The organism is Pantoea eucrina (assembly GCF_001691555.1).
GTDB classification, from domain to species: Bacteria; Pseudomonadota; Gammaproteobacteria; order Enterobacterales; family Enterobacteriaceae; genus Pantoea; species Pantoea borealis.
The window spans coordinates 1,929,600-1,944,317 of record NZ_MAYN01000008.1 but is presented as its reverse complement, the minus strand read 5'-3'; the positions used below and the strand labels follow the sequence as shown (position 1 = coordinate 1,944,317).

Annotated in this window: 16 protein-coding genes and 1 tRNA gene; 10 read left to right on the top strand and 7 right to left on the bottom strand. The window is 53.9% G+C overall.

Going from position 1 to position 14,718, the window contains the following annotated elements:
- The first annotated feature begins 119 nt into the window (after positions 1-119).
- Together BBA90_RS15305 and BBA90_RS15300 are read left to right on the top strand one after the other, a co-directional pair.
- Entirely contained in the window at positions 120-623 is a 504-nt protein-coding gene (locus BBA90_RS15305; protein WP_065649895.1) for a DUF1198 family protein, read from the top strand.
- Positions 624-718: 95 nt separating this feature from the next.
- Positions 719-795, top strand: a tRNA-Arg gene (locus tag BBA90_RS15300).
- Positions 796-1,160: 365 nt separating this feature from the next.
- On the opposite strand, the gene BBA90_RS15295 is transcribed toward BBA90_RS15300, so the two are convergent.
- The gene (locus tag BBA90_RS15295) at positions 1,161-2,264 is read right to left on the bottom strand and encodes an AI-2E family transporter (RefSeq protein WP_065649894.1); all 1,104 of its coding nucleotides are present in this window, start codon (positions 2,262-2,264) and stop codon (positions 1,161-1,163) included.
- 131 nt (positions 2,265-2,395) lie between these two features.
- On the opposite strand from BBA90_RS15295, the gene BBA90_RS15290 reads away from it, so the two are divergent.
- Complete coding sequence (locus BBA90_RS15290) at positions 2,396-2,626, top strand: DUF1272 domain-containing protein (RefSeq protein ID WP_065649893.1); 231 nt, start codon at positions 2,396-2,398, stop codon at positions 2,624-2,626.
- 840 nt (positions 2,627-3,466) lie between these two features.
- Positions 3,467-4,291: a Cof-type HAD-IIB family hydrolase gene (locus BBA90_RS15285; RefSeq protein WP_065649892.1), complete on the top strand. Its 825-nt coding sequence runs from the start codon at positions 3,467-3,469 to the stop codon at positions 4,289-4,291.
- 19 nt (positions 4,292-4,310) lie between these two features.
- On the opposite strand, the gene BBA90_RS15280 is transcribed toward BBA90_RS15285, so the two are convergent.
- A complete protein-coding gene (locus tag BBA90_RS15280; protein WP_065649891.1) occupies positions 4,311-5,456 on the bottom strand; it encodes an iron-containing alcohol dehydrogenase in 1,146 nt (381 codons plus the stop codon).
- Positions 5,457-5,732: 276 nt separating this feature from the next.
- On the opposite strand from BBA90_RS15280, the gene gntT reads away from it, so the two are divergent.
- Entirely contained in the window at positions 5,733-7,049 is a 1,317-nt protein-coding gene (gene gntT / locus BBA90_RS15275) for a gluconate transporter (RefSeq protein ID WP_065649890.1), read from the top strand.
- Positions 7,050-7,086: 37 nt separating this feature from the next.
- Here gntT and BBA90_RS15270 read toward each other — a convergent pair whose 3' ends face one another.
- Positions 7,087-7,332, bottom strand: coding sequence for a hypothetical protein (locus BBA90_RS15270; protein WP_065649889.1), 246 nt, complete (start codon positions 7,330-7,332; stop codon positions 7,087-7,089).
- A 942-nt stretch (positions 7,333-8,274) separates the two neighbouring features.
- On the opposite strand from BBA90_RS15270, the gene pagP reads away from it, so the two are divergent.
- The 5 genes from pagP to tatE all read left to right on the top strand — a co-directional run bounded on the left by pagP (position 8,275) and on the right by tatE (position 11,113).
- Positions 8,275-8,847: a lipid IV(A) palmitoyltransferase PagP gene (gene pagP, locus BBA90_RS15265; RefSeq protein ID WP_065649888.1), complete on the top strand. Its 573-nt coding sequence runs from the start codon at positions 8,275-8,277 to the stop codon at positions 8,845-8,847.
- A gap of 150 nt (positions 8,848-8,997) precedes the next feature.
- A complete protein-coding gene (gene cspE, locus BBA90_RS15260) occupies positions 8,998-9,207 on the top strand; it encodes a transcription antiterminator/RNA stability regulator CspE (protein ID WP_010615627.1) in 210 nt (69 codons plus the stop codon).
- 358 nt (positions 9,208-9,565) lie between these two features.
- Positions 9,566-9,991, top strand: a complete 426-nt coding sequence (locus tag BBA90_RS15255; protein WP_065649887.1) for a GNAT family N-acetyltransferase — start codon at positions 9,566-9,568, stop codon at positions 9,989-9,991.
- A 24-nt stretch (positions 9,992-10,015) separates the two neighbouring features.
- Entirely contained in the window at positions 10,016-10,810 is a 795-nt protein-coding gene (locus BBA90_RS15250) for a deaminated glutathione amidase (protein WP_065649886.1), read from the top strand.
- A gap of 99 nt (positions 10,811-10,909) precedes the next feature.
- Positions 10,910-11,113, top strand: a complete 204-nt coding sequence (gene tatE, locus BBA90_RS15245) for a twin-arginine translocase subunit TatE (protein ID WP_039383119.1) — start codon at positions 10,910-10,912, stop codon at positions 11,111-11,113.
- A gap of 98 nt (positions 11,114-11,211) precedes the next feature.
- Here the strand turns inward: tatE and lipA are convergent, their stop codons facing one another.
- From lipA to dacA, 4 genes are all read right to left on the bottom strand, one after another.
- Positions 11,212-12,177: a lipoyl synthase gene (gene lipA, locus BBA90_RS15240; protein WP_039383121.1), complete on the bottom strand. Its 966-nt coding sequence runs from the start codon at positions 12,175-12,177 to the stop codon at positions 11,212-11,214.
- A 176-nt stretch (positions 12,178-12,353) separates the two neighbouring features.
- Entirely contained in the window at positions 12,354-13,004 is a 651-nt protein-coding gene (lipB, locus tag BBA90_RS15235) for a lipoyl(octanoyl) transferase LipB (RefSeq protein ID WP_065649885.1), read from the bottom strand.
- Between the two features lie 69 nt (positions 13,005-13,073).
- Complete coding sequence (gene ybeD, locus BBA90_RS15230; RefSeq protein WP_065649884.1) at positions 13,074-13,337, bottom strand: DUF493 family protein YbeD; 264 nt, start codon at positions 13,335-13,337, stop codon at positions 13,074-13,076.
- Between the two features lie 95 nt (positions 13,338-13,432).
- Positions 13,433-14,644, bottom strand: coding sequence for a D-alanyl-D-alanine carboxypeptidase DacA (dacA, locus tag BBA90_RS15225; protein WP_065649883.1), 1,212 nt, complete (start codon positions 14,642-14,644; stop codon positions 13,433-13,435).
- Positions 14,645-14,718: the final 74 nt, after the last annotated feature.

Here is a 14,718-nt window from a genome sequence, read left to right as displayed (position 1 = left end):
AAGCGCGGGCGGCTGTCAGTCACAGTTTCAGCAGCGCACGCGCTTTCCGGCTTTTTTCGTGGTGACGCGTGCCAGCCTGCATGCGTATGATATCTGCAGGACACTCTGGGAACGATGCAATGATCTGGATAATGCTTGCCACTCTGGCGGTGGTGTTTGTCGCTGGGTTTCAGCTGCTCACCGCCGGCTCACGTCACGCCGCCCAGCGGCTCAGTAAACGGCTGCAGCTGCCGCCGGTGCAGGTGGAATCCATGCTCTCTATGATGGGTAAAGAGGCGGCGAAAGAGTTCACCGACTACCTCAGCCGCGATAACGAAACGCATCTGCATAATGGCGCAGCGGTACTGCTGATCTGGCAGGTCCTGATTGTTGATGGCAGCGAGGAGAACAGTCAGCGCTGGCATACCATCCTCAGCCGCGCCGGTTTTCCGGCACTCATCAGCCGCCAGCAGCTGCTGCTCGCGCTGGGCTTTCTGCGCCAGCTGGAGCCGGACAGTCAGGAGCTGCATGCGCGGCGGGAACAATTTAATGCACGTTTTACGCCGCAAGGGGTTGAGCTGGAAGGGGAATCCACCGGCACCAGTAATCTCGTGTCGCTCAGCGAATGGCGCAGGCGTCATTGACGCAAATTGGTTATTCCCGCAGCACTCCGCTGCACAGAAACGGCAAAAACGTTGACGTACCCGCTTCCCGACGTATAATCCGACCCAACTCCTCAGCGCCCTTAGCTCAGCTGGATAGAGCACCGGCCTTCTAAGCCGTAGGTCACAGGTTCGAATCCTGTAGGGCGCGCCAAGTCAAATCAAGCCGTTACGTCAGCTACACACCAACCTGATTTTCTCCTTGTGTCATAGTTGTGTCATTATTTCCTGAAATTGAGTCAATTTTGCACACGTGCCCGGTAAGATAGTCAGGCACAGGGTGAGCATATCGCTGCACCCTTTTTGTACTTTCCATCCGTCCGGCCATGCTCATACCCGGTATCCACTGCCTTTTTGCAACAGGCAAACCGGGCCTGATAGCCGCTATCCTGCGCTTTCCGCCACTATCCTGAGTCAGCAGGCTGATGCGCTTTTGCCAGCGGCCTTTAATCGTCAGCCAGAGCAGCAGCCATAAAAAAACCGCCCGCAGGCGGTTTTTAGTCAGCTCAGCGCATAGCGCTACTCGCGCGTTTTGCCCTCTTCAATAAATTCTTCATCAATCTCTTCGGCGTTGTCGCGGTTATCGCGACCGGAGAGGAGATTCCAGCAGGCGATGAACAGAGCGGCAATCAGCGGGCCAATCACAAAGCCGTTGATGCCGTAGATTTCCATGCCGCCCAGCGTGGCGATCAGGATCATATAGTCCGGCATCTTGGTGTCTTTGCCCACCAGCAGCGGGCGGAGAATATTATCTACCAGGCCGACAATCACCACAAAGAAGCCGACCAGGAACAGACCTTTCCACAGCGCGCCGGTGGCAAAGAAAAAGATTGCTGCCGGCATCCAGACGATGGCAGATCCGACCGCCGGGATAAGGGACAGGAATGCCATCAGTGCGCCCCACAACAGGCTGCCGTCGATGTCAGTGATCCAGAAAGCAAAGCCGCCCAGTACACCCTGAACAATTGCCACCACCACGGTCCCTTTCACCGTCGCGCGCGACACCGCAGCAAACTTCATCAGCAGATGATGCTTCACATAGGTGGAGAGCGGCAGCGCTTCGAGGATCAGGCCCACCAGCCAGGCGCCATCTTTCAGCAGGAAGAACAGTAAATAGAGCATCACGCCAAAGCTCACGGTAAAGGTAAACGTGCCTTTACCAATCAGCAGCACGCTGCCCGCCATATACTGACCGCCTTTCAGCGCGAACTCAGAGAGCTTTTGCTGAATCTGGGTAGAGTTGTTGAGATCGTGGTCGGCCAGATAGCGCTGCGCCCAGCCCGGCAGGTGCTGCAGCAGCTCAGCAAACACCGTCGGGAACTGCGCTGAATTATTCTGCAGCTTGACGTAAACGGTATTGATCTCCACGACCAGCGATGAGGTGATGATCGCCAGCGGCGTAAACACAATCAGACAGATAATCAGCAGCGTGACAAAAGAGGCGAGCCCGTTACGATCGCCCATTTTGTGCCGCAGCAGCACTTTTAGCGGAGCAAAAATCACCGCCAGGATAGCCGCCCAGAGAATAGCGGAGAAATAAGGTGACAGCACATCAAAAAAGGCGATGGTGACAATCGCCAGGATAAGAATAAAGAAACCGATATTTAAGCCTTTAACACGCATTCCATAGCCTCGCAAATAAACGTAGCGAAAGAACTATAGAACGGCTGGCGCAGAATGTAATCTGTTTCACATGATTGAATGCAGTAACGGATAAAAATCTGTCCTGAGCCTGCGTTAAACCGGAGAACCCTATGCTGGAACTGCGACCTAACTGTGAGTGGTGCGATGCGGATTTACCGCCGGAAAGCACGGAGGCACGTATCTGCTCATTTGAATGCACATTCTGCGCAACCTGCGCTGAGCATGTTCTGCTGCAGCGCTGTCCGAACTGCAGCGGTGAACTGGTCCGCCGCCCGATACGGCCTGCCGCAGCGCTGGCGCGGCATCCGGCTTCTCAGCTGCGGCACACCCGGCAGCCGTAATTCTGGCGCGCGTTATCAGCCAGCAAACAGATAATTAATTATGCTGCTTATAATTTTACTGTGGGTGAAATCAGAGGGATGACAGGGCAGTTATTTTCCTGATCTCAGGCTAAAAAGGCCATTATTTTAATTTAATGTTTTCTCTGAGTTTTTAATTCTAATGCAGGCGTGAGGTCAGAGCACCGACCTTATTTAATAACACCGTTAACTGGCGAGCCGGCGTTAAGTAATATTCTTAAATTCGGTTAATTTTATTTATTATTTTAGTGATGAAGTGATATTCTGCGCGCGCAATGCTGGTGATGTGGCGTTGTGTGCTTCAGTTTTACCCTCTGATTTGCAGGGTTTCCCTGTTTCTGAATAGTGAAACATTTTTATTTACCCGATCCCTGTGGTCGGGTTTTTTTATGTTTTTTTCTTTTATTGCTACAGTGATGAAGAGCATTGTGAAAAAAAATAAAGTGCCGATCGCTATTTCTCTCATGAGATGCAGCATACAGTTTCCTTGCCAGGTCAGGCGAAAGCCCTGGCGGCTCCCCACGGGAATCTCCATAAAAACCAGCCCGCACCCGGCCGGGAAGGGGATCACCGCGGACCGGGTCGTAAGGACATTATTACAGTGATCGTTTGCCTGGCAGGTACGTGAGTTCCGGGCCTTCATCGACAATAATTATGTGCTGGCAGCAGCGGCAACCGGCATTATCACCGCCCTCTTACTCTGCGGCGCGTTCAGGTAATCTCCCTCCGGAATGCACCATAACTCCCGTTCCGTTTCAGTTTTCATCCTTTGCCAGGCTATTCTGTGAGCTATCGCTAATACGCATATGCTAAGGAGCAGTGATGGCCGCAGTTAAAATGGTAGCAGTGGATATGGACGGCACCTTTCTGGATGACCGCAAGCAGTATGACCGGCCGCGCTTTATGGCCTGTTACCAAATGATGAAACAGCGTGGTATCCGGTTTGTCGTCGCCAGCGGCAATCAGTACTACCAGCTGAAATCCTTTTTTCCGGACATTGCCCATGAGATCGCGTTCGTCGCAGAGAATGGTGCGTGGATCCTTGACGGTGAAGAGGAACTTTTCTGCGGTGCGTTTAGCCCTGATGCAGTGCACGCCGTGCTGGATACGCTGCAGCAGGGTAACTATCCCGGCCTGCGTTTTCTTATCTGTGGTCGCAACAGCGCCTACTACTTTGCCGGTGCGGACGCGCAGTGGCTGCAGAAGATGCGGCATTACTGTCACCGCCTGCGGCCCATTGAGACGCTGGATGAGATTGCCGGTGACCGGCTGTTCAAATTTGCCCTGAACCTCTCTGATGAGTATGTACCGGTTCTGATGGCAGACATTGAGCGACTGCATCAGGGATCGGCTGCGGCCACCTCCAGCGGCCACGGTTCAGTGGATTTGATTGTGCCGGGACTCCACAAAGCCAACGGACTGCGTCTGCTGCAGCAGCGCTGGGGGATTGAGAGCAGTGAGGTGCTGGCATTCGGCGACGGCGGCAACGACCTGGAAATGCTGGCGCAGTCAGGATTCAGCTTTGCCATGCAGAACGCGCCGGAGCGGGTCAAAGCCGCGGCGCGCTATGGCGCCGCGGATAATAATCATGCTGGCGTACTGCAGGTCATAGAGCAGATGCTGGCGGGCGACGGCCCGTTCGCCTGAGCAGAGCGCGCGGGCAGGATTAAAGAACGCGCCACGCCTGAACAAGCATGTCGGTCAGCTGCGTACTGTCATAGGTTACCCAGCTGTTTTTACTGTTAGCGCGTGCGACAATCCAGTCCACCTCTGTGGCAGAGAGCGCGGGTCCCTCCTGCCAGAACGGGACAATAGCGTGCTGCTGCAGCCAGGCCTTCAGTGCCAGCGGGGCAGGGGCGGACGCCCCGGGCATCAGCTGCGCGGCAAACGTGGCCATCAGATGCTGCTGCTCAGGGTGATCGCTCTCTGCCAGCAGCTCCAGAAACGGAAACAGCAGGCGGCCGCAGGCTTCACCATGGTGAATCGCTTTGATTGCCCCCAGCTCGCCAGCGATGCCATGGATCACTCCCAGCCCGGCGCTGCTCAGGCAGAGGCCGCCCAGCCATGACGCCATCATAATAGCCTCGCGCGCCTCATCTCCCTGCTGGTCAGCACGGTTCAGGTGCGGCCAGGCCTGGAAAAAGAGTCGCAGCCCGCTGAGCGCCATCTGCTGAGTAAAAAAGTTACCTTTTTTTGACAGGTAGGCTTCGAACAGATGGGTAAAGGCGTCAATAGCGCAGGTGGCAAGGATCTTATCAGGCGTGCCGCGCAGCAGATCAGGATCAAGAATCGCGACAGGAGGAACAAAGTTCGGATGGCGCAGCGACGCTTTGATTTTGATCTGCTGCTGATCGGTGACAACAGCGTTCTGCGTGACTTCGCTGCCGGTGCCGGCAGTAGTCGGGATAGCAATCAGTGGCAGCGTATCGCCCTGCACCGGTGTATCACCCACTTTCTCCAGATAGCGCGCCGTCGGCAAAGGATGTTGCACCATGGCGCAGAACGCTTTGGCCGCATCCAGTACGCTGCCACCGCCAATCGCCACCACCCGCGCAACCCGCCCGCGCCAGCGCGCGACCCAGACGTCAATCTCTTCCGGAGAGGCTTCGTGACTGACTATTTCATAGTCCTGAATAGCGTGTTGCAGCTCACCCTCCAGCTGACGCCACGTCTCGCTAGCGAGAAATGAGCGGCCGCAGAACAGCAGCGCAGGCTGCGGGTCCTCAGCCAGTAACGGCAGCAGACGGTGAATACTGCCGCGTCCGCACAGAGTTTGCTGGTTACTGTAAAGCGCAATCAGGTTCTCACTCACCTGTCTATCCTTTCAGGTTGATTTCAGGCAGCCAGTGTAGCGAAAGCGCTGCAGACGCCGATATAAAGGCCGTTAGCTGAATGAGCAAAAGTTGATCGCCTTCGCAAAAACGAAATTCTGCCCGCCACTCTGATGTTACCGGCCTGATGTTACCCTTAACATGATACCGGTAACAGTATGACGCATTTTGCAACATCCGGCCGCATCTGGCCGATCCGATAGAACAACGCAACCCGCTGGCAACTGACGCCGCGCGTAAAAAAGTGGAGAAAAACCATGCCATTACTCTATGTGGCGATTGGCGTAGCGCTGCTGCTGCTGCTGATGATTCGCTTCAAACTTAACGGCTTTATCGCGCTGATTCTGGTGGCGCTGGCGGTGGGCATGATGCAGGGCATGCCGGTTAATAAAGTGATCGGCTCGATTAAAACCGGCGTGGGCGGAACGCTTGGCAGCCTGGCGCTGATTATGGGCTTTGGTGCCATGCTGGGTAAACTGCTGGCTGACTGTGGCGGCGCACAGCGTATTGCTACTACGCTGATTAAAAAATTTGGTGAGAAACATATCCAGTGGGCGCTGGTACTGACCGGTTTTACCGTCGGCTTTGCGCTGTTTTATGAGGTGGGTTTCGTGCTGATGCTGCCGCTGGTATTCAGCATCGCCGCATCAGCGCGCGTGCCGCTGCTTTACGTCGGTGTTCCCATGGCAGCAGCGCTATCAGTAACGCACGGTTTTCTGCCGCCGCATCCGGGCCCGACCGCAATCGCTACGCTATTTAACGCTGATATGGGCAAAACGCTGCTTTACGGCACGCTGCTGGGGATCCCTACCGTGATTCTGGCTGGCCCGGTGTATGCGCGTTTTCTGAAAGGCATCGATAAGCCGATTCCGGAAGGGCTGTGGAATCCAAAAACCTTTACGGAAGCAGAGATGCCAGGATTTGGCGTCAGCGTCTGGACCGCGCTGGTGCCGGTGATCCTGATGGCATTACGTGCGGTGGCTGAGATGCTGCTGCCGAAAGGACACGTGCTGCTGCCGTACGCAGAGTTCTTTGGCGATCCGATTATGGCAACGCTGATTGCTGTACTGATCGCTATTTTTACCTTTGGTCTGAATCGCGGACGCAGCATGGATGAGGTGATGGGCACGATCACCGACTCCATCAAGATCATTGCAATGATGCTGCTGATTATTGGCGGTGGCGGGGCGTTTAAACAGGTGCTGGTGGACAGCGGCGTGGACAAATATATCGCGGGCATGATGCATGCGACCAACCTGTCGCCGATTTTTATGGCCTGGTCGATTGCGGCGATCCTGCGTATTGCGCTGGGGTCAGCCACGGTTGCCGCGATTACGGCAGGCGGGATTGTTGCACCGCTGATCGTGACCAGTGGGGCCAGCCCTGAACTGATGGTGATAGCGGTAGGCTCCGGCAGCGTGATTTTCTCGCACGTTAACGATCCGGGCTTCTGGCTGTTTAAAGAGTACTTTAATCTCACCATCGGTGAGACTATCCGATCGTGGTCAGCGCTGGAGACGATTATTTCCGTATGCGGTCTGGCAGGCTGTCTGCTGTTGTCTGCTGCGCTGTAATGCTTATAACGGGCCACAGAATTGTGGCCCGACAGCCTTAATGTGGCTGCTCAAAACCCGCTTTCACCATCTGCTCGCGCAGTGCGCGGGTAATTTCACGGTTGCCCCCCGTTACCGGGTAGATGACATTATTCACCACATCATCCAGATAGTGCTCATCAAACTCCTGCATGGTCAGCTGTGTACCGCCTTCATCGTTAATAGCGATACTCCCTTTAATATGGCTGCCGACATCTTTAGCCTTCAGGCTATAACGTCCCATGCTGGTATTAATCGTGCTCATAATTTCTCCTCGTTTCGCTAACAGAGATAACCATTGAGGCCCGTTGCAGGCGCTTTAAGTTTAGCCTGTCGTTATCCGTAAAGAACGCCAGCAGGGCCAGTTAATGACTGAGCTGCGACCCTGCTCGCAGAAATACCATGGGCTTATTTTCCTGACGGGTAAGCGAAACGCACGCCGGCAGCGCACGGTGAGTTCAGAATATTCAGCTATACTCAGCAGCGGATGCATAAATTTTCAAATTGAAGGAGCGAATAATGAAAATATTTCTGTGGATTATTGCGATTGTCTTTATTGTCGGGCTGTTGACTATTACGGGTGTATTCAAGCTGATTTTCTGACGTGTTCAGGCACCTGCGGGTGCCTGAAATTATTATCGCGCATAGCGTACAATGGGCTGTCGGCCTGTCATTTCAGGCGGTTTAATATCTGCACTACTCAGCGGCTTCCTGCATACTGCACAGCGCGCGCCGTGATGACCTGCTGGCTCTGAAGTCTCACTCTGCTGGCACGTATAGTAGAACTTTTTACTGCCGCACTGGCTGCAACAAATCGTCACCCTTCCTCTCCCTGTTCCCTCGCAGAAAACAAGAAATATCTCAATCAGAGCCCGGGTTCAAATGATTAATTCTGTTTATATGTATAACAATGCGGCAAATTTAATCTACTCCATGATAAATAATGCTTTTTTGCGTTTGGCTAATTGCTAAAAGTGCACTTTCTGTCACAGAAACCCTTTTTCTGTTTTGTTTAGCCAGGGTTTTAGCCATTGCGACGCTGAAAGGTACAATACGCCTCTTGCGTGTATGTCATTTCAGACTATATCTGAAAAGCGTTACCACTCTTTTTGGTAACTTCAGACGTAAAAACGCAGCAATCAGTTTTGCAGAGCAACTTTCAGATGTTCTGCTTGCCATTACATTACGCAATAACAGGGTTTTATTTGTGAATCGACACGTTTTAGCAGCCATATCGGGCTGCGTGTTGACCATACTGGTCTCATTTTCTGCTTCAGCCGCTACGGCAGGCGCCGCGCTTAAAGCGGGATGGAATAGTTTCAGTGACAATGTGGCGCAGACCTGGTCTGCGCCACAGCATTATGATCTTTATGTACCGGCTATTACCTGGCACAACCGCTGGACATATGATGATGAGCACATCAAAAAGTATAACGAACGGCCGTGGGGCGCAGGGGGCGGCGTCTCGCGCTGGGATGACAAGGGCAACTGGAACGGGCTCTATGTCATGGCGTTTAAAGACTCCTTCAACAAGTGGGAACCTATTGCCGGCTATGGCTGGGAAGCGACGTGGCGTCCGCTGCAGGATCAGCATTTTCATCTGGGAGCGGGCTATACCGCTGGCTTTACTGCACGTGACAACTGGAAATATATTCCGGTCCCGCTGGTACTGCCGCTGGCTTCCATAGGCTATGGGCCTGCTACCTTTCAAATGACTTACATTCCCGGTACTTATAATAATGGCAACGTCTATTTTGCCTGGCTCAGATTCCAGTTTTAAGCGAGCAGGTAAGTGCAAAAGTGTGATGCAGGAACAAAAATCCGATATTTATCACTTTTTCATCAATTCGGACTGGACAAATGCCACTGCAATTGCTGTACTAGATGACGACACAGTTTAGTGTCCATTTTTCATGTAAAGGTAATATAGATGTCCAAGATCAAAGGTAACGTTAAGTGGTTTAATGAGTCCAAAGGATTCGGTTTCATTACTCCAGAAGATGGCAGCAAAGATGTATTCGTACACTTCTCTGCTATCCAGAGCAACGGCTTCAAAACTCTGGCTGAAGGTCAGCGTGTAGAGTTTGAAATCACCGACGGCGCTAAAGGCCCATCTGCTGCTAACGTTACCGCTCTGTAAGTTAACAGTCAGAATTTTAAAAACCCGCCTGATGGCGGGTTTTTTTTATCCATTTTTCAGTTCTGCCACCAGGTGATCAGCCAGGCAGCAACCACTACTGCAGTAAAAGCCAGTGCCAGTATCTCTTCCGAAGAACGTGGGATCCAGTTTTTCATTTTACTCGCCTCAGATGTGATTTTCTTCAGCATGCCAAAGCAAGATTAAGTCAGCCTTAAGCCCGGATGACAGAAATAGGGCATCGCTGCTTTTTGCTGGCTGTTTCACAAACCGGGGATGCAACAGAGTTTTAACCACTACCGCTTGCAGCTTTTCCTGTTCACAGGCTATATAACAACAGCCCGATACAAGGAGGAGCACGATGCATATACGAAAAGCGCGGCCCGATGACTGTTTCGCTCTGAGCGCGCTGCTGGCTGAGCTTGGCTATAGCGGCACTGAGCACGTTATTGAAGCGCGTCTGGCGCAGCTTTGTACTCATCCGGATGAGATTCTGCTGGTGGCGGAGCACGGGGCGCAGGTGCTGGGGTTTTTGTCGCTGCATTTTATCCCGCAGCTGGCGCTGGCAGGGGATTTCGCCCGTATCAGCTATTTTTGCATTGCGGAAGGTGAACGCAGTAAAGGCAGCGGCCAGCAGCTGCTGTCCCACGCTGAGCAGCTGGCGCGGCAGCGAGGCTGCGATCGTATGGAGGTGCACTGTCACGCTTCGCGGCTTAAGGCCAATCAGTTTTACGCACGTGAAGGCTATGTGGAGTCACCGCGCTATCATATAAAAGATCTCTGTTAGCACAGCGGTACCGGAGGAGAAAAAATGAGAGCGGCAATGGGGCAGTTCGCCGTCAGTAGCGAGTGGCAGGAGAATATCGTTACCTGTCGCGATCTGATGCAGCGTGCGCGGGCAGGGGGGGCCGATTTGCTGGTCCTGCCGGAAGCGGTGCTGATGCAGGACAGAGATCACCCCGATCGTATTCTGCAGGCGGCACAGCCGCTTGATGGCCCGTTTGTCAGCGCGCTGCTGGCTGAAAGTGCAGAGAACAGCCTCACGACTATTATGAGCGTGCACGTGCCGGCTGCAGCAGGAAAAACGCAAAACATGCTGATTGCATTGCGTAGTGGCAGGATCATTGCCCGGTACGCCAAGCTGCATCTCTATGACGCCTTTGCGATGCAGGAGTCGCAGCGCGTGACGCCAGGCAGCAGTATCCCGCCGCTGATTGAAGTCGCGGGTATGAAGGTCGGGCTGATGACCTGCTACGATATTCGCTTTCCTGAGCTGGCACGACGTCTGGCGCTGGATGGGGCAGACGTGCTGGTACTGCCCGCGGCCTGGGTCAGAGGTCCGCAAAAAGAGCGTCACTGGGCGCTACTGAATGCTACCCGCGCACTGGAAAATACCTGTTATCTGGTTGCCACCGGAGAATGCGGGCCGCGTAATATTGGCAACAGTATGACGATCGATCCGCTGGGGGTGACGATCGCGCAGGCCGCTGAATCTGCGGCGCTGATCTTTGCCGATCTGGAAAGGGAGCGACTCGCTTACGCACGCCGCATTTTGCCGGTGCTGGAGAACCGCCGCTTTGCCACGCCGCAGCTGCGTCAGGAGTGATCGATCCGATCTTACTCTGTTACAGAATTCTGTTGAGTGCCGGCGCAGAGTGCGCGTTAATAAGGGCTGTCCGTTATACGTGAGAGCTGAAGGTAGAGTATGGAAGGTATCAGTATTGCCAAGCTGCTGATTATCGGTGCGCTTATTGTTCTGTTATTTGGTACTAATAAGCTGCGTTCACTGGGCGGTGATTTAGGATCGGCGATCAAGGGCTTTAAAAAAGCCATGAAAGACGACGACAGCACCGTTGCAAAGAGCAGTGCAGATGAGATCCCGGCAGAGCGCGTCAGCCATAAAGAGTAACGGCGTACCCGGGCCGCACAACTGTAACAAGTTGTGATGAAAAAAAACCAGACTCACAGAGGCTGGTTTTTTTGTATCAGAAAGATGTCAGCAGAGGATTATTTTACTTCCAGCCCTTTAGCCTGCATATCTGCATGGTAAGACGAGCGCACAAACGGGCCGCAGGCGGCGTGCGTAAAGCCCATCGCCATCGCTTCTTCTTTCATCTCATCAAATTCCGCCGGGCTGACATAGCGCTGTACCGGCAGATGGTGACGGCTGGGCTGCAGATATTGTCCCAGCGTCAGCATGGTTACACCGTGACGACGCAAATCGCGCATCACTTCCACAATCTCTGCATTGGTTTCGCCCAGGCCGACCATCAGGCCCGATTTAGTCGGGATATCAGGATGCGCCTCTTTAAAGCGCTCCAGCAGCTTAAGCGACCACTCATAGTTAGCGCCAGGACGTACCTGACGATAGACGCGCGGCACGTTTTCCAGATTATGGTTAAACACGTCAGGCGGCGTGGCGGTGAGGATCTCCAGTGCACGATCCATACGTCCGCGAAAGTCAGGGACCAGCGTTTCAATTTTTATGCTGGGACTCTTTTCACGAATAGCTGTAATGCAGTCAGCAAAGTGCTGTGCGCCGCCGTCACGCAGATCGTCGCGATCGACAGAGGTGATAACCACATAACGCAGTGCCATATCGGCAATGGTCTGCGCCAGCTTCAGCGGCTCGTTCGCATCAGGGGCGTTAGGACGACCGTGTGCCACGTCGCAGAACGGGCAGCGACGGGTACAGATGGCGCCCAGGATCATAAAGGTGGCGGTGCCGTGGTTGAAACACTCCGCCAGGTTCGGGCAGGAGGCTTCTTCGCAAACGGAGTGCAGGCCATTTTTACGCATCGCGGCTTTGATGCCCTGAATGCGGCTGGAGTCGGCCGGCAGTTTGATCTTCATCCACTCCGGCTTACGCAGAATTTCGTCGCGCTCGGTGACCACGGTTTTCACCGGAATCAGCGCCATTTTGTCGGCATCGCGATACTTGACGCCGCGTTCCATCTGAATTGGTTTACTCATAAATCTGCAGGTTCCGATCGGGATTGCGATTTGAAAGCTTCCTCACTCAAACTGAGAACCAGGCTTTCAACTTTTTTTGAAAAATTTGCAAAAATTATATCATCTCGCCGCTGCAGAAGCAGCCGCTATGCGGTGAGAAAGGTTACAATTTTGTAAATACGCACGCACAGACAAGGTCAGTCAGCGCTTTCATCCTGCCAGGCCATCTCGTCAAATCCTGTTAAACGCGCGAAGTGTGCCACCAGACGCGGACGTACGTCAGCCGGCAGAGCACCGGGCCGGAACTGGCTCAGCTGCGTCATCTGCATCCCGGCATAGCCGCACGGATTGATACGCAGAAACGGAGCCAGATCCATCGCGATATTCAGCGCCAGCCCGTGAAATGAACAGCCTTTACGGATCCGCAATCCGAGCGAACAGATTTTGTCATCACCCACGTAAACGCCGGGCGCATCTGCGCGCGCGCGCGCCGCCACGCCGTACTCTGCCAGGGTGGCAATCACGGTCTCTTCCAGCGCCGTAACCAGCTCGCGCACGCCCAGCCTGCGCCGCTTAATATCTACCAGCACGTACATGACCTGCTGGCCCGGGCCGTGATAAGTGACCTGCCCCCCGCGATCGCTCTGCACCACCGGAATATCGCCCGGCATCAGCAGATGTTCAGCTTTACCAGCCTGTCCCTGCGTAAAGACCGGCGCGTGCTCAACCAGCCAAAGCTCGTCGGGGGTTTCCGCGTTGCGGGTATCGGTAAAGTGATGCATGGCGTCAGAGACAGGCTGCCAGTCGCGCAGGCCAAGATTGCGTACAAGAAGTGTATTTGCAGACACAGCAGAGGTCCGGTAAAGAGGGAAAGCCTGAGTATAACGCTGGCAAAGCGGGCTTTGCCAGCGCCGGTATTACAGAACCATGCGCACGATATCGATGTTACCCAGCTCTTCATAGAGCGTTTCAACCTGCTCAATATGGGTCGCGGTAATGGTGATGGATACAGAGTGGTAGTTGCCTTTGCTGCTGGGCTTTACGTCAGGTGTATAGTCGCCAGGCGCATGCCGCTGCACCACTTCAACCACTTGATCAACCAGCTCTGGCTGCGCCAGTCCCATAACTTTATAGGTAAAGGGGGTAGGGAATTCGAGCAGTTCATTCAGTTTGGTTTTCATATTAACTCCGGTGCTTAAAAAAACAGGCTCCCGCCTGGGCGAGAGCCTTGATCATATCTTATTTATGGGCGGGCTGGTGATTTTTCAACCGCGACTCAGCCAAACCAGTGATGGAACATCAGCTTGATGTAGTCGATGATGCGGCCAAAGAAACCGCCTTCCTCAACTTCATTCAATACGACCAGCGGGCGCTGCTCAACCGTTTTACCATCAAGCTGGAAGTTAATGCTGCCAACCACCTGGTTTTTCTTCAGCGGCGCGTGCAGTTCAGTGTTGTTCAGCACATAGCTCGCCTTCAGATCTTTCATCCGGCCGCGCGGGATAGTCAGATAGGCGTCTTTCTCCACGCCCAGCTGAACGCGATCGGTATTGCCAAACCAGACGGGTTCAGAAGCAAACTCTTTACCCGCTTTCAGCGGTGCCACGGTTTCGAAGAAGCGGAAGCCCCAGGTCAGCAGCTTTTTGCTTTCGGTCTCGCGTCCTTTAAAGGTGTGGCCGCCCATTACGGCGGAGATCAGGCGCATCTGGCCTTCGGTAGCAGACGCCACCAGGTTATAGCCCGCCGCTTCAGTATGACCGGTTTTGATGCCGTCTACTGCCAGACTGCTGTCCCACAGCAGACCGTTACGGTTCATCTGACGAATATTGTTAAAGGTGAACTCTTTCTCACGGTAGATAGCGTACTCATCCGGCACGTCGCGGATCAGCGCCTGGCCAATCAGCGCCATATCCCGCGCGGAGCTGTACTGGCCGTCAGCATCCAGACCATGTACCGTCTGGAAATGGGTGTTTTTCAGGCCCAGTGCGCCAACATAGTTATTCATCAGGTTAACGAACGCATCCTGGCTGCCAGCCACGTAATCAGCCATCGCAACACAGGCGTCGTTACCGGACTGCAGCACGATGCCGCGTGTCAGCTGGGAGACCGGCACGCGATCGCCTGGCTTGAGGAACATCAGCGATGAGCCCCTGAATACCGGGTTGCCGGTAGCCCAGGCGTCTTTGCCCACGGTAACAATATCATCCTGATGGATCTTACCGGCTTTAACCGCCTGACCGATAACGTAGCTGGTCATCATTTTAGTCAGGCTGGCGGGATCGCGGCGCGCATCAGCGTTCTTTTCTGCCAGTACCTTGCCGGAGTTATAGTCGATTAGTACATAAGCCTCAGCATCAATGTCCGGCACACCCGGAATCATGGTTTTGAGATTGATATCATCAGCAAAGGCAACATGGCTGAGAGAGAAGGCGACCAGTGATCCCACTGTCAGGCGTTTCAGCAAACGAGAAGGTTTCAGCGTATTCATGTTAAGGACTACAACATCCGTGGGGTTAAGGGTGAAAAAAGTGCCTTACTATAGCAAATGCGGGATCGGGCAGC